Source organism: Mesorhizobium sp. ISC11 (assembly GCF_037162595.1).
Lineage (GTDB): Bacteria > Pseudomonadota > Alphaproteobacteria > Rhizobiales > Rhizobiaceae > Mesorhizobium > Mesorhizobium ciceri.
In genome coordinates, this window is the sequence record NZ_JAVSPW010000001.1 from 1,343,934 (window position 1) to 1,365,811 (window position 21,878).

At 62.5% G+C, this 21,878-nt stretch carries 20 protein-coding genes; 11 read left to right on the forward strand and 9 right to left on the reverse strand.

Annotated elements, in window-relative coordinates; all coding sequences use genetic code 11:
* The first annotated feature begins 113 nt into the window (after nt 1–113).
* From lipA to plsY, 3 genes are read left to right on the forward strand one after another with little or no spacing between them, the layout of a single operon-like run.
* Nucleotides 114–1,079 (forward strand): lipoyl synthase, encoded by a 966-nt coding sequence (gene lipA / locus RPF88_RS06800; RefSeq protein ID WP_337122018.1) that lies wholly within the window; start codon nt 114–116, stop codon nt 1,077–1,079.
* Between the two features lie 12 nt (nt 1,080–1,091).
* Nucleotides 1,092–1,547, forward strand: a complete 456-nt coding sequence (locus tag RPF88_RS06805) for a type II toxin-antitoxin system RatA family toxin (RefSeq protein ID WP_013531488.1) — start codon at nt 1,092–1,094, stop codon at nt 1,545–1,547.
* A 9-nt stretch (nt 1,548–1,556) separates the two neighbouring features.
* A complete protein-coding gene (gene plsY / locus RPF88_RS06810) occupies nt 1,557–2,231 on the forward strand; it encodes a glycerol-3-phosphate 1-O-acyltransferase PlsY (protein WP_337122019.1) in 675 nt (224 codons plus the stop codon).
* Between the two features lie 45 nt (nt 2,232–2,276).
* On the opposite strand, the gene RPF88_RS06815 is transcribed toward plsY, so the two are convergent.
* Entirely contained in the window at nt 2,277–2,759 is a 483-nt protein-coding gene (locus tag RPF88_RS06815; protein WP_337122020.1) for a CinA family protein, read from the reverse strand.
* A complete protein-coding gene (locus RPF88_RS06820; RefSeq protein ID WP_337122022.1) occupies nt 2,756–3,985 on the reverse strand; it encodes a bifunctional 2-C-methyl-D-erythritol 4-phosphate cytidylyltransferase/2-C-methyl-D-erythritol 2,4-cyclodiphosphate synthase in 1,230 nt (409 codons plus the stop codon). The genes RPF88_RS06815 and RPF88_RS06820 overlap by 4 nt, the downstream gene beginning before the upstream one ends.
* A gap of 243 nt (nt 3,986–4,228) precedes the next feature.
* Between RPF88_RS06820 and dusB the strand changes: the two genes are divergently transcribed.
* From dusB to hflX, 8 genes are all read left to right on the forward strand, one after another.
* Nucleotides 4,229–5,257 (forward strand): tRNA dihydrouridine synthase DusB, encoded by a 1,029-nt coding sequence (gene dusB / locus RPF88_RS06825; RefSeq protein ID WP_337122024.1) that lies wholly within the window; start codon nt 4,229–4,231, stop codon nt 5,255–5,257.
* Nucleotides 5,254–6,396 (forward strand): two-component system sensor histidine kinase NtrB, encoded by a 1,143-nt coding sequence (locus tag RPF88_RS06830; RefSeq protein WP_337122026.1) that lies wholly within the window; start codon nt 5,254–5,256, stop codon nt 6,394–6,396. Before dusB ends, RPF88_RS06830 begins: the two co-directional genes overlap by 4 nt.
* Entirely contained in the window at nt 6,393–7,853 is a 1,461-nt protein-coding gene (ntrC, locus tag RPF88_RS06835) for a nitrogen regulation protein NR(I) (RefSeq protein WP_024505195.1), read from the forward strand. The genes RPF88_RS06830 and ntrC overlap by 4 nt, the downstream gene beginning before the upstream one ends.
* Nucleotides 7,854–7,982: 129 nt before the next feature.
* Entirely contained in the window at nt 7,983–10,268 is a 2,286-nt protein-coding gene (locus tag RPF88_RS06840; RefSeq protein ID WP_024505196.1) for a sensor histidine kinase NtrY-like, read from the forward strand.
* Nucleotides 10,258–11,619, forward strand: coding sequence for a nitrogen assimilation response regulator NtrX (ntrX, locus tag RPF88_RS06845; protein WP_013531496.1), 1,362 nt, complete (start codon nt 10,258–10,260; stop codon nt 11,617–11,619). Before RPF88_RS06840 ends, ntrX begins: the two co-directional genes overlap by 11 nt.
* Before the next feature lie 98 nt (nt 11,620–11,717).
* A complete protein-coding gene (locus RPF88_RS06850; RefSeq protein WP_337122029.1) occupies nt 11,718–12,581 on the forward strand; it encodes a D-amino-acid transaminase in 864 nt (287 codons plus the stop codon).
* 145 nt (nt 12,582–12,726) lie between these two features.
* Nucleotides 12,727–12,972, forward strand: a complete 246-nt coding sequence (gene hfq / locus RPF88_RS06855; RefSeq protein WP_006202172.1) for an RNA chaperone Hfq — start codon at nt 12,727–12,729, stop codon at nt 12,970–12,972.
* Complete coding sequence (hflX, locus tag RPF88_RS06860) at nt 12,973–14,364, forward strand: GTPase HflX (RefSeq protein ID WP_337122031.1); 1,392 nt, start codon at nt 12,973–12,975, stop codon at nt 14,362–14,364.
* A gap of 62 nt (nt 14,365–14,426) precedes the next feature.
* On the opposite strand, the gene mazG is transcribed toward hflX, so the two are convergent.
* The 7 genes from mazG to cyoA form a co-directional block, all read right to left on the reverse strand.
* Nucleotides 14,427–15,251, reverse strand: a complete 825-nt coding sequence (gene mazG, locus RPF88_RS06865; protein WP_013531500.1) for a nucleoside triphosphate pyrophosphohydrolase — start codon at nt 15,249–15,251, stop codon at nt 14,427–14,429.
* 80 nt (nt 15,252–15,331) lie between these two features.
* Nucleotides 15,332–16,516: an amino acid aminotransferase gene (locus RPF88_RS06870; protein ID WP_024505198.1), complete on the reverse strand. Its 1,185-nt coding sequence runs from the start codon at nt 16,514–16,516 to the stop codon at nt 15,332–15,334.
* Between the two features lie 244 nt (nt 16,517–16,760).
* The gene (locus RPF88_RS06875) at nt 16,761–17,468 is read right to left on the reverse strand and encodes an SURF1 family protein (protein WP_032899651.1); all 708 of its coding nucleotides are present in this window, start codon (nt 17,466–17,468) and stop codon (nt 16,761–16,763) included.
* 96 nt (nt 17,469–17,564) lie between these two features.
* A complete protein-coding gene (gene cyoD, locus RPF88_RS06880) occupies nt 17,565–17,945 on the reverse strand; it encodes a cytochrome o ubiquinol oxidase subunit IV (RefSeq protein ID WP_337122036.1) in 381 nt (126 codons plus the stop codon).
* A complete protein-coding gene (cyoC, locus tag RPF88_RS06885) occupies nt 17,942–18,568 on the reverse strand; it encodes a cytochrome o ubiquinol oxidase subunit III (protein WP_013531504.1) in 627 nt (208 codons plus the stop codon). Before cyoC ends, cyoD begins: the two co-directional genes overlap by 4 nt.
* Nucleotides 18,569–18,573: 5 nt before the next feature.
* Nucleotides 18,574–20,586 (reverse strand): cytochrome o ubiquinol oxidase subunit I, encoded by a 2,013-nt coding sequence (gene cyoB, locus RPF88_RS06890; protein WP_024505201.1) that lies wholly within the window; start codon nt 20,584–20,586, stop codon nt 18,574–18,576.
* 15 nt (nt 20,587–20,601) lie between these two features.
* Nucleotides 20,602–21,771: a ubiquinol oxidase subunit II gene (cyoA, locus tag RPF88_RS06895; RefSeq protein WP_027163479.1), complete on the reverse strand. Its 1,170-nt coding sequence runs from the start codon at nt 21,769–21,771 to the stop codon at nt 20,602–20,604.
* Between the last annotated feature and the right edge of the window lie 107 nt (nt 21,772–21,878).

Sequence of the window (21,878 nt, forward strand, 5' to 3'; positions counted from 1 at the left end):
AAAGGCTGTTGCGGCATGCGCCGCAGCGGCCTTTTTCTTTGCGCCGAAAAGTCCTAGATGACGTTATGACAACGAACGCCTGACTGGCGCTCGCCAATGAACCAGGTTTCCCGATGGTCACTGTCCTCGATACGATCGCCAACGCACCGCGCCTGCGGCATCCGGAAAAGGCGCACAAGCCTGATCAGGATGTCCTGCGCAAGCCCGACTGGATACGCGTCAAGGCGCCGATGTCGAAGGGCTATGCCGAAACGCGCGAAATCGTGAAGTCGCACAAGCTGGTGACGGTCTGCGAAGAGGCCGGCTGCCCCAACATCGGCGAGTGCTGGGAAAAGAAGCACGCCACCTTCATGATCATGGGCGAGATCTGCACCCGCGCCTGCGCTTTCTGCAACGTCGCCACGGGCATTCCAACTGCTCTTGACCCGGATGAACCGGCCCGCGTCGCGCATGCGGTCAAGCAGATGGGCCTTACCCATGTCGTCATCACCTCGGTCGACCGCGACGACCTCGCCGATGGCGGTGCGCAGCATTTCGCCGAGGTCATCCGCGCCATCCGGGCGGCGACGCCGCTGACGACGATCGAAATCCTGACGCCCGACTTCCTGCGCAAGGACGGCGCGCTGGAGATCGTCGTGGCGGCCAAACCCGACGTCTTCAACCACAATCTCGAAACCGTTCCGTCGAACTATCTGACGGTTCGTCCGGGCGCCCGCTATTTCCATTCGATCCGGCTGTTGCAGCGGGTCAAGGAGCTTGATCCGTCGATCTTCACCAAGTCCGGCATCATGGTGGGGCTGGGCGAAGAACGGAATGAAATCCTGCAGTTGATGGACGATCTGCGTTCGGCCAATGTCGACTTCATGACCATAGGCCAGTATCTGCAGCCGTCGAAGAAGCACCACCCGGTGATCCGCTTTGTTACGCCGGAGGAGTTCAGATCCTTTGAGACGATCGGCCGGACCAAGGGTTTCCTGCTGGTGGCGTCCAGCCCGCTGACGCGTTCATCGCATCACGCCGGCGACGATTTCGCCAAGCTGCGTGCGGCACGGGAAGCGATTCTCAAGAAATCAGCTTAATCAGCCGGTTTCATGCCAAAATTCGAAGCTACCCGACGCGTATCCCATACACCCGAGCAGATGTTCGCTTTGGTCGCCGATGTTGAATCCTATCCGCAATTCCTGCCGCTTTGCGAAGCGCTGACGGTTCGCTCGCGCAAGGAGCGTGACGGGCGTACCGTTCTCCTTGCCGACATGAGCATCGGCTACAAGGCGATCCGCGAAACCTTCACGACGCAGGTACTGCTGAAGCCCGACGAGAACACCATCGACGTGAAGTACATCGACGGGCCGTTTAAATATTTGAGCAATGTCTGGCGTTTCGAACCCGACGGCGCCGGTTGCGCCGTCCGCTTCTTCATCGACTACGAGTTCAAGAGCCGCATTCTGGGCGCGGTCATGGGAACCATGTTCGATCGTGCCTTCCGCATGTTCGCCGAAGCCTTTGAGAAGCGCGCCGACGTCATCTACGGTACAAAACCGTCTTGAGGCTTGCGCATGCTTTTCTGGATAGCAAGCACCGTTGGACTGGCGATCGCCTATCTCTTCGGTTCAATGCCCACGGGTTATCTGGCGGGGAAGCTGCTCAAGGGCATCGATATCCGGGAGCATGGCTCCAAATCCACCGGGGCAACGAACGTCTTGCGGGTCTTGGGAAAATGGCCGGCGTTGGTGGTGTTGCTGGTGGATGTGCTGAAAGGTGCTGGGGCGATCGTCTTTGCCCGCTGGTTCTATCCCTGGTTCATCACGTTGCCGTTGGTTACGCTATCGACCCCGCTTGACCTGCAAGCCTGGGTGCCTTGGGCTGTTTGCCTGGCCGGAATTGCCGTGTTGTTGGGACATGGCCGTTCGATCTGGTTGAATTTCACAGGTGGCAAATCCGCTGCGACGGGGCTTGGCGTGTTGCTGGCTCTGTCTTGGCCGGTAGGTGTGGGGGCTGCGGCGGCTTTTGGTGCTGTGCTGGCTACGTCTCGGATAGTTTCCCTGAGTTCGATGGTAGCGGCGTTGACCGCGATCGCCCTCATCTGTGGCCTGGAGCAACCGTTGGCCTATCGGTTGTTGGTGATTGCGGGCAGCATCTACGTGGTTATGCGCCATCGTGCCAACATTCAGCGGCTGCTGGCTGGGACAGAGCCACACTTGGGGCAAAGCAGCCCGGAATCGAAAACGTAGCCGCAAATCCGGCTTTCGGGTCCGCCCGCCCAACGTTTTATAATCCTATCCGAGTGCTTGCAGGCCCAGTTCCAGCGCTTGCCGGACCGTTTCGCGACGGATGAAATCGCGGCCTTTGTCTGCAAAGTGTTGGTGCTCGGCGACAATCGGTCGGCCGTCCAGCGCAACCCCGAACCAGACCAGGCCGACCGGTTTTTCCGCCGAACCGCCGCCTGGCCCGGCGATCCCGGTAACCGCCAGGGTGAGCCCGGCGCGCGAACGGGTAAGCGCGCCTGTCGCCATCTCGATCGCAGTCTCGCGCGAAACCGCGCCATGCGCATCGAGCGTGGCGGCGGAAACGCCGAGCATGTCCATCTTGGCTTCGTTGGAATAGGTGATGAAGCCGCGATCGACCACGGCGGACGAGCCGGCGATGTCGGTGAGTGCCGCGATGATCATGCCGCCGGTGCAGCTTTCCGCCGTTGCCAGCATGATGCCGCGTTTCTGGCAGGCTTGCAGCAAGGCATTTGCCAGGTCGCTGTTGGTCATTCCGGCACCTCGCCGGGAAACACCACGCTGGCAGTGGCGATCGCCGCAATGCCTTCCTCGCGCCCGACGAAGCCGAGCTTCTCGTTGGTTGTCGCCTTGATCGAGATGCGATCCGCGGAAATTGCCAGCATCTGCGACAGGGCTGCCGTCATCGCCTCGCGGTGCGGGCCGACGCGCGGCGCTTCGCAGATCAACGTGATATCGGCATTGGCGATGCGGCCGCCGCGCTCGCGCACCAGCCCTGCCGCATGCTCGACGAAGATCCGCGACGCAGCGCCTTTCCACTGCGGGTCGGACGGCGGAAAATGCGTACCGATGTCGCCGGCGCCGCAGGTCGCCAGCAACGCATCGGTCAGAGCATGCAGACCGACATCGGCGTCGGAATGGCCGGACAGTTTCTTGTCGTGTGCAATGGCGACTCCACACAGTGTAACATGGTCGCCGGGCTCGAAAGCATGGACGTCGTAGCCATTGCCGGTCCGGATGTCGGGAAAGCGCACACGTTCGCCGGAAAGCCGCTGGTCCGCCATGGCAATATCCCGTGCCCAGGTGAGTTTGACATTATCCGGCGAGCCCGGAACGATCTTGACCGGAATATGCGCCCATTCGGCGATCGCGGCATCGTCGGTAAAATCCATTTTTCCCAGATGATGGGCTTTCTCGTGCGCGGCAAGGATGGGCCAGAACGGAAAGCCCTGCGGCGTTTGCGCCGCGTGAAGACCGCTGCGCGAAACGGTTTCGCCAACCACGCCGGAGGCCGACTCGCGCTTCAGCGTGTCGGCGACGGGCAAAGCGGGCAATGCGCCCTCGCGCTCGCCGATGGCGGCGATGGTGCGATCTATCAGGTCCGCATCGACAAACGGACGCACGGCATCGTGGATCAGAACCTGCCCCGGCGCGTGGTCTCTAAGGGCAAGCAGGCCGAGCCGGACGGATTCCTGCCTGGTCGCCCCGCCGATAACGGCGCTAACGCGCTCGGCGTTGGTGCCCGCCGCCTGCCGGAACAGTTCATGGTCGTCGGCATGAATGGCGACGACGATCTCGCTGGTCCGCGGGTGGGCCAGAAAAATGTCCAGCGTGCGTGCGATGACGGCAAAGCCGCCAATGTGTTGATATTGCTTCGGTCCGTTGGCCTGTCCGGCGCGCGCACCACGGCCGGCCGCGACGATTACCACCGCGACCTTGCCATCCGCACTCGAAACGTGATTTTCACTTGCGTCAGTCATTGCAGATTGGCTTAGCGCACGATCCCGAAAAGTGTAATCGGTTTTCGGCAAAGATCGTGCGTCAAATATGAATCCCAAAGCGTCCTTTGCGCGTCCCACGGGGCGCGCGGCGCTTTGGCCACACCCAATCCCGAAGGCCAGCATTTTCCCAATTGCGCCTTAATGTGGCGTCATTCCGCGTTGCACATTGCGGCCGATATGGCTAGAGAATGTGCAACGAATGAAGATGCTTGGTTTTTGTGCATGGTTAATTTGACCAAATTGGCCGCGCCGCTTAACGTCGGCGGCGTGAGACTCCGCAATCGCGTGTTCCTCGCGCCGATGTCGGGCATTACGGACGAGCCGTTCCGGCAGCGTGCCCACGCGCATGGAGCGGGCCTGGTCGTGTCCGAAATGGTTGCCAGCGGCGAGCTCGCCAAGGGCAGGGCCGGTTTCAACCTGCGCATACGCCACTCCGGCCTGCCCGTCCATATGGTTCAGCTGGCCGGCCGTGAGGCGATGCACATGGCCGAAGGTGCCAGAATCGCCGCCGGCGAGGGCGCCGACATTATCGACATCAACATGGGATGCCCGGCCAAGAAGGTCACCGGCGGTTATGCCGGCTCGGCATTGATGCTGGATCTCGACCACGCACTGTCGCTGATCGACGCCGTTGTCGGCGCGGTCGAGGTGCCAGTGACGGTCAAGATGCGGCTTGGCTGGAACGAAGGCGCGCTCAACGCGCCGATGCTGGCGCGCCGCGCCGAGCAGGCCGGTGTCAGCATGGTGACCGTGCACGGCCGAACGCGCTGCCAGTTCTATCAGGGCAAGGCCGACTGGCGCGCCATCGCCCGCGTCAAGGAAGCCGTGTCCATCCCGGTCGTCGCCAATGGTGACGTCTCTTCGCCGGCGGAAGCGGCCGACATTCTCGATCAATCGGGTGCCGACGCCGTGATGATCGGCCGTGCCCATTATGGCGCGCCCTGGATCGCAGGTGGCATTGCGGCCGCAGCGACAGGCGAAGCGACGCCAAATATTCCACAGAACCCGACGGCGCTCGCCGATTACATCGTGGCCCATTATGAGGACATGCTGGCGCTCTACGGCGCCGAAAGCGGCCTGCGCCAGGCGCGCAAGCATCTCGGCTGGTATCTTGATCGGCATGCAGGCGGCGTCGCCGACGACAGCCGAAAGGCCGTACTGACCGCATTCGAGCCCGCGCGCGTCATTGCCTTGCTGCGCGATGTGTTTTCGCGCGATCCGCAACCTTTGACCCTGCGGAGTGCCGCATGAACGCCCCCGCCGGCCAAGGCGCTGAAATGGCGGATGCCGCCCAGATCGTGCTCAACACCATCCGCCGCCCGGTGATCATGATCAGCGAGGAAGGCTTCATTACCTTCGCCAACGCCGACGCGGAGGACTTCTTTCGTTCAAGCGCGACCATGCTCGCCCGCAACACGCTGTCAAAACTCATTCCCTTCGGCAGCCCGCTGCTGACGCTGGTCGACCAGGTGCGCGAGCGCCTGGCACCGGTCAACGAGTATCGCGTCGACGTGTCGTCGCCGCGTCTCGGCATCGAGAAGGTCGTCGATCTCTATGTGGCGCCGGTACCGGAATTTCCGGGCTCGGTGGTGGTTATGTTCCAGGAACGGTCGATGGCCGACAAGATCGACCGGCAGATGACGCATCGGGGCGCAGCGCGCTCGGTCACCGGCCTGGCGGCGATGCTTGCCCATGAGATCAAGAACCCCCTCTCCGGCATCCGCGGCGCTGCCCAGTTGCTGGAACTGTCGGCTTCCGACGAAGACCGTGCGCTGACGCGGCTGATCACCGACGAGACCGACCGCATCGTGTCGCTGGTCGATCGCATGGAGGTGTTTTCCGATGAGCGGCCGATCGACCGCTACCCCGTCAACATCCATGTCGTGCTCGACCATGTGAAGGCCATTGCCAAGAACGGTTTTGCCAAGAGAATCAAGATATTGGAGGACTATGATCCTTCGTTGCCTCCGGTGTTTGCCAACCGCGACCAGTTGATCCAGGTGTTCCTCAACCTGGTCAAGAACGCCGCCGAGGCGATCGGCAGTGACCCGCAGGGCGAGATCGTGCTGTCGACCGCCTTCCGGCCAGGCATCCGTGTTTCCGTTCCGGGCACGCAGGACCGCGTGTCGCTGCCGCTGGAGTTTTGCGTGCGTGACAATGGTTCCGGCGTCTCGGAAGATATCCTGCCGATCCTGTTCGACCCGTTCATCACCACCAAGCCGAACGGCTCGGGGCTGGGGCTGGCGCTGGTCGCCAAAATCGTCGGCGAACATGGCGGCATCATCGAATGCGAATCGACGCCGCGCGGGACCACATTCCGCATCCTGATGCCGGCCTGGAAAGAAGCGCCATACGGCGCCGATGAAGACGGTGAAGGAGACCGCAAATGACCGTTCGCGGCAATATTCTCGTCGCCGACGACGATGCGGCGATCCGCACTGTCCTCAACCAGGCGCTTTCGCGCGTCGGCCACGAGGTGCGCGTCACCTCCAATGCTTCGACTTTGTGGCGCTGGGTGGCGGCGGGCGAGGGCGATCTGGTCATCACCGATGTGGTGATGCCGGACGAGAACGCCTTCGACATGCTGCCGCGCATCAAGAAGGCGAGGCCGGAACTGCCGGTCATCGTCATGAGCGCCCAGAACACCTTCATGACGGCGATCCGCGCGTCTGAAACCGGCGCCTATGAGTATCTGCCCAAGCCGTTCGACCTGACCGAACTGCTCAACATCGTCAACCGGGCGCTTTCCGAGCCGCGACGGCCGAAGATCGATGCGCGGCCGGAAGAGCAGCCTGATGCAATGCCGCTGGTCGGCCGTTCGGCCGCCATGCAGGACATCTACCGCATGCTGGCGCGCATGATGCAGACCGACCTGACGGTGATGATCTCGGGCGAATCCGGCACCGGCAAGGAACTGGTGGCGCGCGCACTGCATGAATATGGCCGCCGCCGTGGCGGCCCGTTCGTCGCCATCAACATGGCGGCGATCCCGCGCGACCTGATCGAATCGGAACTGTTCGGTCACGAGAAGGGCGCCTTCACCGGCGCGCAGAACCGCTCGACCGGGCGCTTCGAGCAAGCTGAAGGTGGCACGCTGTTCCTCGATGAAATCGGCGACATGCCGATGGAAGCGCAGACGCGGCTGCTGCGCGTGCTCCAACAGGGCGAATACACGACGGTTGGCGGACGCACGCCGATCAAGACCGACGTGCGCATCGTCGCCGCCACCAACAAGGATCTGCGCACCCTGATCAACCAGGGGCTTTTTCGCGAGGATCTGTTCTATCGCCTCAACGTGGTGCCGCTCCGGCTGCCCGCGCTGCGTGAGCGCTCCGAGGATGTGCCCGACCTTGTCCGCCACTTCTTCAAGCTCGGCGAAATGGAAGGCCTGCAGACCAAGCGCATCTCTTCCGGCGGCATCGAGTTGATGAAGCGCTATCCCTGGCCGGGCAATGTGCGCGAACTGGAAAACCTGGTTCGCAGGCTCGCCGCGCTCTATTCGCAGGACGAGATTTCCGCCGAGATCATCGAGGCCGAGCTCAAGACCGGCGAACGTCCCGTGGTGCCGGGTGGCGGCAATCTCATTCCCGACGATTTGTCGATCGGCCAGGCGGTCGAGCACTTCCTGCAACGCTATTTCGCCTCGTTTGCCGGCGATTTGCCACCTGCCGGGCTTTATCAACGCATCCTGTCCGAGGTCGAGTTTCCACTCGTCCTGGCCTCGATGACGGCAACCCGCGGCAACCAGATCAAGGCCGCGGAACTGCTTGGCTTGAACCGCAACACGCTGCGCAAGAAGATTCGCGAACTCGGCGTCAACGTCTACAAATCGTCGCGGCAGGGCTGAGCCCTGATCTGAGCCCGCGCTCTTTTCAGGGGATCGGCTCGCGAAAGATTTCCGTCTCGGTCACACTTGTTGCATAATCGCCACAATGCGTTGCATACATCCGACGCAATCATGGCACTAGACGGCGACATGGCCCCGCAGGCACCGACAACAAACCAACCGCTTTTCAGCGAACCCGGCGCTCGTGACGGGCGCCGGCTGCTTGCGCTGCCAGGCGTGATCGCGGTCGTCGGCGCGCTGATGACGGCGGCGATCTCGTTCACCATCCTCGTTGGCGCCACGCCGATCACACCGAACGAGTCGACGACGCTGGCGTTGATTGCCCTCAACGCGGCTTTCGTCCTGATTCTTATCGCGCTGGTCGGGCGTGAGGTGCACCGCATCCTGATGGCGCGCCGGCATGGCAAGGCCGCTTCGCGGCTGCATGTGCGCATTGTCGCCATGTTCGCCCTGGTTGCCGCCATTCCGGCCATCATGGTGGCCATCATCGCGTCGATCACGCTCGACATCGGCCTCGACCGCTGGTTCGAGATCCGCACCAAGACGATCGTCAATTCGTCGCTGTCGATCGCCGACGCCTATGTTCAGGAAAATGCCCGCAACCTGCAGGGTACGACACTGTCCATGGCCTATGATCTCGATGCGTCGCGCACACTCTACGGCCTTGATCGTACCGGCTTTCTCGACCTGATGAACAAGGAAGCCGTGGGCCGTTCGCTGGCCCATGCGGCGCTGATCAAACCTGACGGCTCTTTCGTCATGAGCGCCAAGACCGACACGGATTTTGCCATGCCTGAGCCGCCGGAAGGCGCCGTGGCCAGCGCTGCCGACGGCAAACCGGTGCTGATCGAACCGAAAACGCGCAACATCATGGGCGCCATCGTCAAGCTGCGCGAGATCGAAGGGCTCTATCTCTATACCATTCGCCTCGTCGACCCCGAGGTCATCAAGGCGCGGCAGATCGTCAGGTCCAACACCGACGAATATCGGGGGCTGGAAGACAACCGCCGTACCTCGCAGGTGGCGTTCGCGCTGCCCTATCTTTCGCTGACGCTCATCATCATCCTGTCCGCGATCTGGACCGGCATTGCGGTCGCCGACCGTCTGGTGCGGCCCATTCGCCAGCTCATCGGCGCCGCCGACGAAGTGGCGACCGGCAATCTCGACGTCGCGGTTCCGGTCAGGCCTTCGGATGGCGATGTCGCCTCGCTCGGCGATACGTTCAACAAGATGCTTCTCGAACTGAAATCGCAGCGCAACGAGATCCTGTCGGCCAAGGACCTGATCGACGAGAGGCGACGCTTCTCCGAGGCCGTGCTTGCCGGCGTTACTGCCGGCGTCATCGGCGTCGATCCCTACGGCATCGTCACCATCGTCAACCGCTCGGCCGAAGCGATGCTGGCCATATCCGCCAGCGCAGCCCTTGGGCAGAACCTTTCCGCCGTGCTGCCGCATGTCGGCCGCGTCTTCGAAATCGGCCGCAAGTCCGGCAAACCCGTCTATCGCGAGCAGGTGACCTTCTACCGCGCCGGCGCCGAGCGGACCTTCAACGTTCAGATCACCATCGAGGCCGGCGATGACGGCTCGGAGGAAAAGTCCTATGTCGTGACGGTTGACGACATCACCGACCTGGTCCAGGCGCAGCGCTCGTCGGCTTGGGCGGATGTGGCGCGGCGTATCGCCCACGAGATCAAGAACCCGCTGACGCCGATCCAGCTCTCGGCCGAACGCATCAAGCGCCGCTATGGCAAGGTGATTACCGAGGACCGCGAGGTTTTCGACCAGTGCACCGACACCATCATTCGTCAGGTTGAGGATATCGGCCGTATGGTCGACGAATTCTCGGCGTTCGCGCGCATGCCGAAGCCCGAGATGAAGGCCATAGATCTGCGCGAATCGCTGCGCGAGGCCTCGTTCCTGGTCGAGGTCAGCCGCGCCGACATCACTTTCGAGCGGATCTTCGGCAGCGAGCCGCTGAAGGGCACGTTCGACAGCCGGCTGATGGCGCAGGCTTTCGGCAATGTGATCAAGAACGCCGCCGAGGCAATCGACGGATTGGAACAGAAGGATGGTTCGCACGGCATAATCCGGATTCAGGCCGGGCGCCAGAATGGTGTGATTCGAATCGACGTCATCGACAATGGCAAAGGCCTGCCGCGCGAGAATCGCCAACGGCTGCTCGAGCCCTACATGACCACACGCGAGAAGGGCACCGGACTTGGCCTCGCTATCGTCAAGAAGATCGTGGAGGACCATGGTGGCAGGCTGGAACTACACGATGCTCCTGCGGACTTCCACGATGGGCGCGGCGCGATGATCAGCATCATCCTGCCGCCTGCGGCCGCAACGGCTCCGCGCGGCGAAAGCAGGGCGGAAAACGAAAGAGAAACTGAAAAGGTCGGTAATGGCGTCTGATATTCTCATCGTCGATGACGAGGAAGACATCCGTGAACTCGTCGCGGGCATACTGAGCGACGAAGGTCACGAAACCCGCACGGCATTCGATGCCGACAGCGCGCTCGCTGCTATAGCTGATCGCGCGCCGCGGCTGATTTTCCTCGACATCTGGCTGCAGGGCTCGCGTCTCGACGGGCTGGCGCTGCTCGACGAGATCAAGACGATGCATCCGACCTTGCCGGTGGTGATGATTTCCGGCCACGGCAACATCGAAACGGCGGTCTCCGCCATCCGTCGCGGCGCCTATGACTTCATCGAAAAACCGTTCAAGGCCGACAGGCTGATCCTTATTGCCGAACGTGCGCTCGAGACCTCGAAATTGCGGCGCGAGGTTTCCGACCTCAAGCTGCGCAGCGGTGAAACCTTCGATCTGATCGGCATGTCGTCGGCGATGAGCCAGTTGCGTCAGACCATCGAACGCGTCGCGCCGACCAACAGCCGCGTGATGATCATCGGCCCGTCTGGCTCGGGCAAGGAACTGGCCGCGCGCGCCATCCACACGCTGTCGGCGCGCAAGGGCGCGCCTTTCGTGACGCTGAGCGCCGCCAACATCACGCCCGAGCGTATGGAGATCGAACTGTTCGGCACCGAATCGAATGGCGTCGAGCGCAAGGTCGGCGCGCTCGAGGAGGCCCATCGCGGCATCCTCTACATCGACGAGGTGGCCGACATGCCGCGCGAGACGCAGAACAAGATCCTGCGCGTGCTGGTCGAGCAGCAGTTCGAGCGGGTAGGGGGAACCAAGCGGGTCAAGGTCGATGTCCGCATCATCTCCTCCACGTCGCAGAACCTCGAAGCGATGATCGCCGACGGGCGTTTCCGCGAGGATCTTTACCATCGCCTCGCGGTGGTTCCGGTCATCGTGCCGGGATTGGCCGAGCGGCGCGAGGATATTCCCTACCTCGTCGACAATTTCATGAAGCAGATCGCCCGCCAGGCCGGCATCAAGCCGCGCCGCATCGGCGACGACGCGCTGGCCGTGCTGCAGGCGCACAACTGGCCGGGCAACGTTCGCCAGCTGCGCAATAATGTCGAGCGCCTGATGATCCTGGCGCGCGGCGACGACGTCGATGCGCCGATCACCGCTGATCTGTTGCCGGCCGAGATCGGCGATGTCATGCCGCGCACCCCGAATCAATCCGACCAACACATCATGGCGCTGCCGCTCCGCGAAGCGCGTGAGCAGTTCGAGAAGGATTACCTGATCGCCCAGATCAACCGGTTCGGCGGCAACATCTCGAAAACCGCCGAGTTCATCGGCATGGAGCGCTCCGCTCTGCATCGCAAGCTGAAGTCCCTGGGCGTCTAAGCGCGACGTCCGACCAGCCGCGCGTGGTCCAACCATTTGCCGGTTACGCCCGCGGTGGAATCGCATAAGAAAGCCCGAGAATTTCTGAGGGGTCGCCAATGCCGCGCATTGCCTATGTCAACGGGCGCTATGTCACGCACGCCGACGCTGCCGTGCATATCGAGGATCGCGGCTATCAGTTTGCCGACGGTGTCTATGAGGTCTGCGAAGTGGCGCGTGGCTTCATCGTCGACATGCCGCGCCACCTGGCCCGGCTGAACCGTTCGCTGACCGAATTGTCGATCGCCTGGCCGGTCACCTCTCACGTGCTGCCGCTCATTCTGCGTGAGGTGGTCAATCGCAACCACGTCGCCAATGGCCTGGTCTACGTGCAGGTGACGCGCGGCGTGGCCAGCCGCGACTTCGTCTTCCCTTCCGCCGACACCAAGCCTTCGCTGGTGGTAACCGCCAGGAAGGCCGATCCTGCCGCTGGTGCAAAGCGAGCCGAGACAGGCATCGCGGTCATTACCGTGCCGGAGAACCGCTGGGACAGGGTCGACATCAAGACTGTCGGGCTGCTGCCCAATGTCTTGGCCAAGCAGAAGGCAAAGGAAGCCGGTGCGCAGGAAGCCTGGTTCGTCGACACCGAAGGTAACGTCAAGGAAGGCGGCTCGTCCAACGCCTGGATCGTCACCAGGGACGGCGTTCTGGTCACCAGGCCGGCCGAGCATGGCATCCTGCGCGGCATCACCCGCACGACCATGTTCGAAGTGGCGGCCAAGCTTGGCCTGAAGATCGAGGAGCGCGGCTTTTCCGTCGCCGAGGCCAAGGCGGCACGCGAGGCGTTCATCAGCTCCGCAACGACACTCGCCATGCCGGTGGTGGCTATCGACGGCGATACGGTCGCCAATGGGCACCCCGGCTCAATAACACTTTCCTTGCGGCAGGCCTTTTTTGACATTGCGGAAAAAAGTCCAGCCTGATAACCGCACAGGTGGAATGAACATCAATATATCTCGTTCTGCTTGTCGTTACTGACGACAAGACGGTGTTTGCGAGCTTGACATGCGCCCGTTAATTTGGCGCATTGGCTTGCAAACCGAAGGGGATCGGCGAAAGACAAGAACAATGGCGGAACGATCGCAAAACCTTCAGGACCTGTTCCTGAATTCAGTTCGCAAGAGCAAGAACCCGCTCACCATCTTCCTTATCAACGGCGTCAAGCTGACCGGCGTGGTCACTTCGTTCGACAATTTCTGTGTCCTGCTGCGCCGTGACGGTCACTCCCAGCTCGTCTACAAGCACGCCATTTCCACGATCATGCCGAGCCAGCCGGTTCAGATGTTCGATGGCGAGGAAAGCCAGGGCGCCTGATTGGCACGTGAGAAAGACGCGGACGCCACCGTTCGCGGAAAACCAACGCATCATCCCGGGACGGAAGCCAAGGGCCCGACCCGGGCCGTGGTCATTGTGCCCGTCCTTACCCGCCACCAGCGCAACGACGACGAGACCAACCGCCCGCGGCTGATGCGTTCGGCTGATGCGCGTCACGACGAGGCCGTTGGCCTTGCCCGCGCCATCAACCTTGATCTGATTCACACCGCGGTGGTGACCGTCAACGATCCGCGCCCGGCGACGCTGCTCGGCAGCGGCAAGGTCGCCGAGTTCGCGGAAATCGTCAAAGAGGGACATGCGGAAGTGGTCGTCGTCGACCATCCGCTGACCCCTGTGCAGCAACGCAATCTCGAGAAAGAGCTGAACGCCAAGGTGCTGGACCGCACCGGGCTGATCCTCGAGATATTCGGCGAGCGTGCACGCACCAAGGAAGGCACGCTGCAGGTCGAGCTCGCCCATCTCAACTACCAGAAGGGCCGCCTCGTGCGTAGCTGGACCCATTTGGAGCGCCAGCGCGGCGGCGCCGGATTCCTTGGGGGCCCCGGCGAAACACAGATCGAATCCGACCGGCGGCAGTTGCAGGAAAAGATCATCAAGCTGAAGCAGGAGCTGGAAACGGTGCGGCGCACGCGCGACCTGCACCGCGCCAAGCGCAGGAAGGTGCCGTTCCCGGTGGTGGCGATCGTCGGCTACACCAATGCCGGGAAGTCGACGCTGTTCAACCGGCTGACCGGGGCGGATGTGCTGGCACAGGACATGCTGTTCGCCACGCTCGACCCGACGCTGCGCCGCGTGCGCCTGCCACATGGCACGCCGATCATCCTCTCCGACACGGTCGGCTTCATTTCGGACCTGCCGACACATCTGATCGCGGCTTTCCGCGCCACCCTGGAAGAGGTGGTCGAGGCCGACCTCGTGCTTCATCTGCGCGACATTTCCGATCCGGACACGACCGCCCAGGCCGAGGATGTCGAGCGTATCCTTGCAGATCTTGGCGTTGACGCTGGTGATGCCAAGCGGGTGATCGAAGTGTGGAACAAGATCGACCGGCTCGACGAAGGCAACCGGACCCGGCTGCTTGCAGACGGCGCCGATGCCAACAAGGCGCCGCCGATTGCGGTGTCGGCGGTGACCGGCGAGGGCATCGATGCGCTGAAGGCGATCATCGAAACGCGGATGGCGGGCGAACTCGAAGACCTCACCGTGACGATCGAGCCGGCACAGTTCGGCCTTGTCGACTGGCTTTACCGCAATGGCGATGTGGTTTCGCGAAGCGACAATGACGACGGCAGCGCCACCATCTCGCTGAAGGCCACGCAAAGCGCGCGCGAAGAGATCGAAAACAGATTGCGTCGTAAAAACAACGGATAATCCGGAGCAGTTCCAGGAAAAGTGTATAGCGGTTTCCGTCGGGAGTTGCCCGAAAAGAGAGACTACTTCGCGGTCTTTGCTTCCTGCCAGAGCGCTTCCATCTCGGCCAGATCAGCCTTGTCCAGCGTGTTGCCGGCTTTCTCCAAAGCCTGCTCGACATAATGGAAACGTGAGCGGAATTTCTCGTTGGTGCCGCTCAGCGCTGCTTCCGAATCGAGCTTAAGATGGCGACCGAGATTGACGACGGCAAACAGCATGTCGCCGAACTCGTCCTTGATCGAGGCGGTGTCGCCCTTGGCCAGCGCCTCGCGCAATTCGCCGATCTCTTCCTCGATCTTGTCGAGGATGGGTGCTGCCTCGCTCCAGTCGAAGCCGACGCGGGCGGCCTTCTCCTGAAGTTTCAGCGCCCGGGTCAGCGCGGGCAGGGCGACCGGCACGCTGTCCAGAAACCCCTTGCCATTGTCTTCGGGATCGAGACCGCGCGCGAGGCGGGCGCTTCGTTTCTCTGCCTTCTCTTCTGCCTTGATCTTTTCCCACATGCCCTTGGCCATGCCGGCGCTGCGGGCCTTTTCGTCGCCGAAGACATGCGGATGGCGTCGGATCATTTTCGTCGTGATGGCTTGCACCACATCGGGGAAGGCAAACTCGCCGGCCTCCTCGGCCATTTGCGCGTGGTAGACGACCTGCAGCAGCAGATCGCCGAGTTCGTCGCGCAGATCGTCGAGGTCGCCGCGCGCGATGGCATCCGCGACCTCATAGGCCTCTTCGATCGTGTAGGGCGCGATGGTCGAGAAATCCTGTTCGATATCCCAGGGACAGCCGGTCTTCGGCGCCCGCAGCGCCGCCATGATCTCGATCAGGCGCGAAATGTCTTTCGATGGCGTCATAGGGCTGATGCTATCGCGCGGCCGGCCGCGCGGCCAACGCTGTCAGCCGGCGAGAGTGCCTTGTCCACAGGCGAGCCACGTCAGTCGAGCACAGAAACGATCGCCTTGGCGAGCTCGTCCATGCCGTCCTCGGGCAGGCCGGCGACATTGATGCGGCTGTCGCCGACCATGTAGACGCCGTGCTCGGCGCGCAGCCGTTCGACTTGCGCTTCGGTGAGGCCAAGGCGGGAGAACATGCCGCGATGGCTGGCGACGAAATCGAAGCGGTCGGAATTGGATTGCCGGCGCAGGGCTTCGGCGAACTGGACACGGAGTCTCAGCATGCGCAGCCGCATCTCTTCAAGCTCGGCTTCCCAGTCTGCACGCAAGGCGGCGTCCTCCAGCACGATGCGTACGGCTGCTGCCCCGTGGTCCGGCGGCATCGAATACATGGCGCGCGCCGCCGACAGCATCTGGCTCATCGCCACATCTGCCTGTGCGCCGTCCTTGGCCAGGATCATTGCTGCGCCGACGCGGTCGCGGTAGACGGCGAAATTCTTCGAACAGCTCGACGCGACGACCATTTCCGGAACTTTCGCCGCCAGCAGGCGCAAGCCGAGGGCGTCGGCCTCAAGGCCATCGCCAAAGCCCTGATAAGCGATGTCGACGAACGGCAGCAGCGCGCGCTCGACGACCAGATCGGTAACGGCTGCCCACTGTGCCGCATCCAGATTGGCGCCGGTTGGGTTGTGGCAGCAGCCATGCAGCAGCACGACGTCGCCGCTCTTTGCGGTCCGCAGGGCCGCCAGCATGTCGTCGAAGCGAACAGCACCCGACGCGGCGTCGAAATACGGGTATTCACGGATCTGCAGGCCGGCGGCGCGCATCACCGGCATGTGGTTCGGCCAGGTCGGGTCCGACAGCCAGATGGTTGCGTCCGAACGCGTCCGCTTCAGCAATTCCGCCACCAGCCGCAGCGCGCCGGAGCCGCCAGGCGCCTGTGCGGCGCGGATGCGCGTCATGTCGGCGCCCGGACCGAAGGCGAGCTTGGCCATCACCGTGTTGAAGCCGGTATCGCCGGCAAGGCCGAGATAGGTCTTGGTGTCCTGGGCCTGCAGCAGGCGCTTTTCCGCCTCGCGCACGGCGCGCATAACCGGCGTCTTGCCGTCGCGATCCTTGTAGACGCCGACGCCGAGGTCGACTTTGTCGGGACGCGGGTCGGCGCGATAAAGGCCGATCAGGGCGAGGATCTTGTCGGCGGGGGCGGGCTGCAGGGTCTCAAACATCGATAGGGCTCCAATGGCGGCGGAGTGATACGCAAATCGGTCGCGTTTCGCCAGCGGTTTTAGCTAGGTGCTCCAGCCCGAGACGGCTGGGAAGCCTGCCCTGCGCGCTCATGGATAAGGGTTGAGGGGAAACCCATTGATGCGCGTCGGAAATGACCAGCCGGCACGAGCAGAGCGATCACGCCATCCTCTGCGCCGGCATGAGCGCTTCCGTGTGTAATTTCGGCTTTGCCTCGGCCAGCGGTCAGCCCCCGCCGGGCCTGTCTTTCACAGCCTGCCGCAACAGACAGGCGACCGCGCCCAGCACCATCAAGGCCAGCCCGAACCATGTCAGGGCATAGACCAGATGGTTGTTGTGGAACGAAACGACCGTCAGGCCGCCGACCGGCCACCCTCCCGGATTGGGCGTGGCATCGGCATCGATGAAATAAGGAGCGACCTGCCCGACGCCTTGCTTGGCGGCGATCGCCTGTACATCGCGCGAATACCAGCGGTTGGCAGCCGGATCGTTGGTGCGCAGGAAGCCGCCTTTCGGTTCGCTGATGCGCAACAGGCCGTGAATTCCGGTGTGATCGCCCGAGGGCTTGCCTGCGAAGCGGGTTGCCGGATCGCGCTTGTCCGTCGGCACGAAGCCCCTGTTCACCAGAATCGTGAAGCCATCATCCGCTCGGAACGGCGCCATTACCCAGAAGCCACCGCCGAGATCGGTGACCGCCTGGACCAGGGTCTCGCGATCACCGAGAAACCGGCCCGTGACGACGAGGCGGCGATACTCGTCATCCCTGGCGTTGATCGCTGGCCAGGCCGAAGGCGCCGGGGCGGCCACCGGTACTGCCTTGAGACGCTGATCGACACGCTCGATCAGGTCGAGCTTCCAGACGCGGCGCTCCAGCTGCCAGATACCGAGCGCCGAGAACCCTGCGATGCCGATGGCTCCGCAAAGGCAAAGCATCAATAGCGTCCATCTCGAACGCGTAACCCTTTGGCCGTCGCCTGTAGTCGGATGCGGTGTCGTCCGCGCCTGTTCGTCCAAAGCCAGGTCCCGCTCTCAGGGTATCTGACTCATGTCATGGCCGGGCATCATGTTGACGTTCAGATGGTACATGACCCAGAGCGAGCCCGTCAGCGCGATCATCACCAGGATGAGGGTGAAGATCAGCGCCATCATGGTCCAGCCGCTCTCCGACCTGGTGTTCATATGCAGGAAGAACACTATGTGGACGATGATTTGCACGACGGCGAAGGCCATGATGGCAATCGCCGACGCCATCTGATTGCCGAGCGCGTTGGTCATGACCAGCCAGAAGGGAACGGCGGTCAGCACGACGCACAGGCCGAAGCCTGTCAGATAGCCGGCCAGCGAGCCGTGATTGACGCCGTGATGCGCGTGGCTGTGGTTGCTGGTGTCTGTTTGGTGCCCGGCGCTCATCGCAACATTCCCATCAGATAAACGAAGGTGAAGACGCCGATCCAGATGACGTCGAGGAAGTGCCAGAACATGCTCAGGCACATCAGGCGCCGCTGGTTCGCGGCGATCAGCCCATGCCTGGAGACCTGCACCATCAGCACCACCAGCCAGACCAGGCCGAAGGTGACGTGCAGGCCATGTGTTCCGACCAGCGTGAAGAACGACGAAAGAAAGCCGCTGCGCTGCGGCGTCGCCCCCTCGTGGATGAAATGGGCGAATTCGTAGAGTTCGATGCCGAGAAAGGCGAGGCCGAACAGGCCGGTGATCACCAGCCACACCTGCATCGGCCTCACTCGCCCTTTCGCCATCTCCAGCATCGCGAAGCCGTAGGTGATGGAGGACAGGAGCAGCATGGTGGTGTTGAGCGCGACCAGCGGAAGATCGAACAGGTCCTTCGGCGCGGGCCCGGCGGCGTAGTTGCCACCGAGCACGCCGTAAACTGCAAACAGCATCGCAAAGATGAGGCAGTCGCTCATCAGGTAGATCCAGAAGCCGAGCATGGTGCTGCTGCCGCTCTCGGCATGGCCGTGGTCGTCTTCCAGGTGGAAGATCGTGTCGTCGATCACCGTGTCGGCGTGTGCCATGGTGCTCATCCCGCCTGGCTGGTGGCTGCGAGCAGGCGTGTCCGCTCGTCCTCGACGCGGGTGACGTCGCTGGACGGAATGTGGAAGTCCCGGTCGTAATTGAAGGTATGCGCGATGGCGTAGCCGATCAGAGCAACGAAGCTGACGATCGCCAGCCACCAGATGTACCAGATGAGCGCCACGGCAAGCACCACGCTCAACCCAGCCAGAATGACGCCGGCTCCGGTGTTGCGCGGCATGTGGATGTCGTGGAAGCCCGTCAACGGACGCTGGTAACCGCGATTCTTCATGTCCGCCCAGGTGTCGAGATCGTGGACGACCGGCGTAAAGGCGAAATTGTAGGCCGGGGGCGGCGACGAGGTTGCCCATTCGAGTGTACGCCCGTCCCACGGATCACCGGTGTCGTCGCGAAGCTGCTCGCGCCGGCGCACGCTGACGAAGATCTGGATGAGGAAGGACAGGATACCAAGCAGGATCAGGAAGGCGCCAAAAGCGGCGATGATGAACCAGATCTGCAGCGAGGGATCCTCGAAGGTGCGTAGCCGGCGCGTTACGCCCATCAGGCCGAGGATGTACAGCGGCATGAAGGCGAACCAGAAGCCGACCACCCAGAACCAGAAGGACATCTTTCCCCAGAACGGATCGAGCCGGAAGCCGAATGCCTTGGGGAACCAGTAGCTGATGCCGGCAAACAGGCCGAACAGCACGCCGCCGATGATGACGTTGTGGAAATGCGCGACCAGGAACAGGCTGTTGTGGAGCACGAAGTCGGCCGGCGGAACCGCGAGCAGCACGCCGGTCATGCCGCCGACAGTGAAGGTCAGCATGAAGGCGACTGTCCACATCATCGGCAGTTCGAAGCGGATGCGGCCGCGGTACATGGTGAACAGCCAGTTGAATATCTTGGCGCCTGTCGGGATCGAAATGATCATCGTGGTGATGCCGAAGAACGAGTTGACGCTCGCTCCCGACCCCATGGTGAAAAAGTGATGCAGCCAGACGAGATAGGACAGGATGGTGATGACGATGGTTGCGTAGACCATCGAGGTATAGCCAAAGAGCCGCTTGCCGCAGAAGGCCGAGGTCACTTCGGAAAATATGCCGAAGGCCGGCAGGATCAGGATGTAGACCTCGGGGTGGCCCCAGATCCAGATCAGGTTCACGTACATCATCGGATTGCCGCCGAAGTCGTTCGTGAAGAAGTTGGTGCCGACATAGCGGTCGAGAGCCAGCAGGGCCAGCACCGCCGTCAGCACCGGGAAGGCGGCGACGATGAGCACATTTGTGCAGAGCGCGGTCCAGGTGAAGATCGGCATTCTCATCATGGTCATGCCAGGCGCGCGCATCTTGACGATGGTGCAGACCAGGTTCACGCCCGACAGCAGCGTGCCGACGCCCGCCACTTGCAGCGCCCAGATATAATAATCGACACCGACATCGGGACTGTAGCCGATACCCGACAGCGGCGGGTAGGCGAGCCAGCCGGTGCGCGCGAATTCGCCGACGAACAGCGACATCATGACGATGACCGCGCCGCCGACCGTCATCCAGAAGCTGAAATTGTTGAGGAACGGAAACGACACGTCGCGCGCGCCGATCTGCAGCGGGACGACGAAATTCATCAGGCCCGTCACCAGCGGCATCGCCACGAAGAAGATCATGATGACGCCGTGCGCGGTGAAGATCTGGTCATAATGATGCGAATTGAGATAGCCTTCCGAACCGCCGAAGGCCATCGCCTGCTGGAGCCGCATCATGATGGCGTCGCTGAAGCCGCGCAGCAGCATGACGATGCCGAGCACCATGTACATCACACCGATGCGCTTGTGGTCGACGCTGGTGAACCATTCGCGCCACAGATAGCCCCAGAGCTTGAAATAGGTCAGCGCGCCGACGAGGGCGATGCCGCCCAGCGCGACGACTATGAAGGTCGCGACCACGATGGGCTCGTGCAGCGGCAGCGACTCGAGCGTAAGCCGGCCGAAGATCGCCTTGAGAAGAGCAGGATTGTCGAACATGTCTTGCGTGGCGCCTCAGGAGTTGAAGGGCGACCGAAGCGTGCCGGTTGCGGAAGGTGACGGCAGTCGGATCGACAGGGGCAGTGGCCGTTGCAGACCAGCGCCGACTATCGGCGTCGAGGTCATCGGCGTGGCGGATTGATCAGCCTTCGAAGCGGCCAGTGCTTCTTCGGTCGTGCATATGCTGGCGACATAGGATGGGGCAGGGCCGAATATCGTGCCGCGCCGGGCGAACTTGTCATACAGCAGCGGAAGCGTGTTGCGGATGCCGGCCATTCCCAGACCGCCCTTGGCATCGATCTGCGACATCTCGCTCATGCACATCTTGCCGGGCTCGACGCACATATTGAGGATCGCCTTGTAGAGATCGCTATCCACCGCCGCATAGTGGCGCACGGGTTGGTTCTCGCTGGGCTGTTCGAGCTCCAGATAGCCGTTTCGGTCGAGCTTGCCGCCGCTGTCCTTTGCCTTCGCGATCCATGCCTGGAAACCGGCATCGTCGAGGCCGTGGAACGCGAAGCGCATTCCCGAGAAGCCGGCGCCGCTGTAATTGGCAGAGAACCCTTCATAGTCGCCGGACTTGTTGATGACGGCATGCAGCCTGGTTTCCATACCCGGCATCGCATAGATCTGGCCGGCCAGTGCTGGAATGTAGAAGGAGTTCATCACCGATGCGGAGGTGATGCGAAAGCTGATCGGCCGGTCGACCGGCGCAGCCAGTTCGTTGACCACGGCGACGCCGTATTCCGGATAGATGAACAGCCATTTCCAGTCGAGCGCGACGACTTCGACCTCAAGCGGGCGCACGTCCGGCGGCAGCGGCTTGCCGGCCGCTACACGTCCGATCGGACGATAGGGGTCGAGCAGATGGGTGCCCATCCAGGTCACCGCGCCCAGGCAGATGATGATCAGAAGCGGCACAGCCCAAATGACGAGTTCGAGATGGGTCGAGTGGTCCCAATCCGGCTCGTAGCGCGCCTCGCGGTTGGACTGGCGGTATCGCCAGGCAAAGAATATGGTGAGAGCCATCACCGGTATGATGACGATCAGCATCAGTGCCGTGGACACCATCAGCAGGTCGCGCTGCTGCTCGGCGACGTCGCCGGCAGGGTTCAGGACGACCATGCTGCAGGAGCCGAGCGATGCCAGCAGGGGCAGCAGGAAAAGGGTACGAAGACGGCTCAATGTATGACCTGTCGGTTGTTCCCCCCAGTGCTAACCGTACCGCGGCGATGAAGGCATTGGACAATTTGTCCAATGCCGCAATGACGCGGCAGGCGTCATCAAAGCAT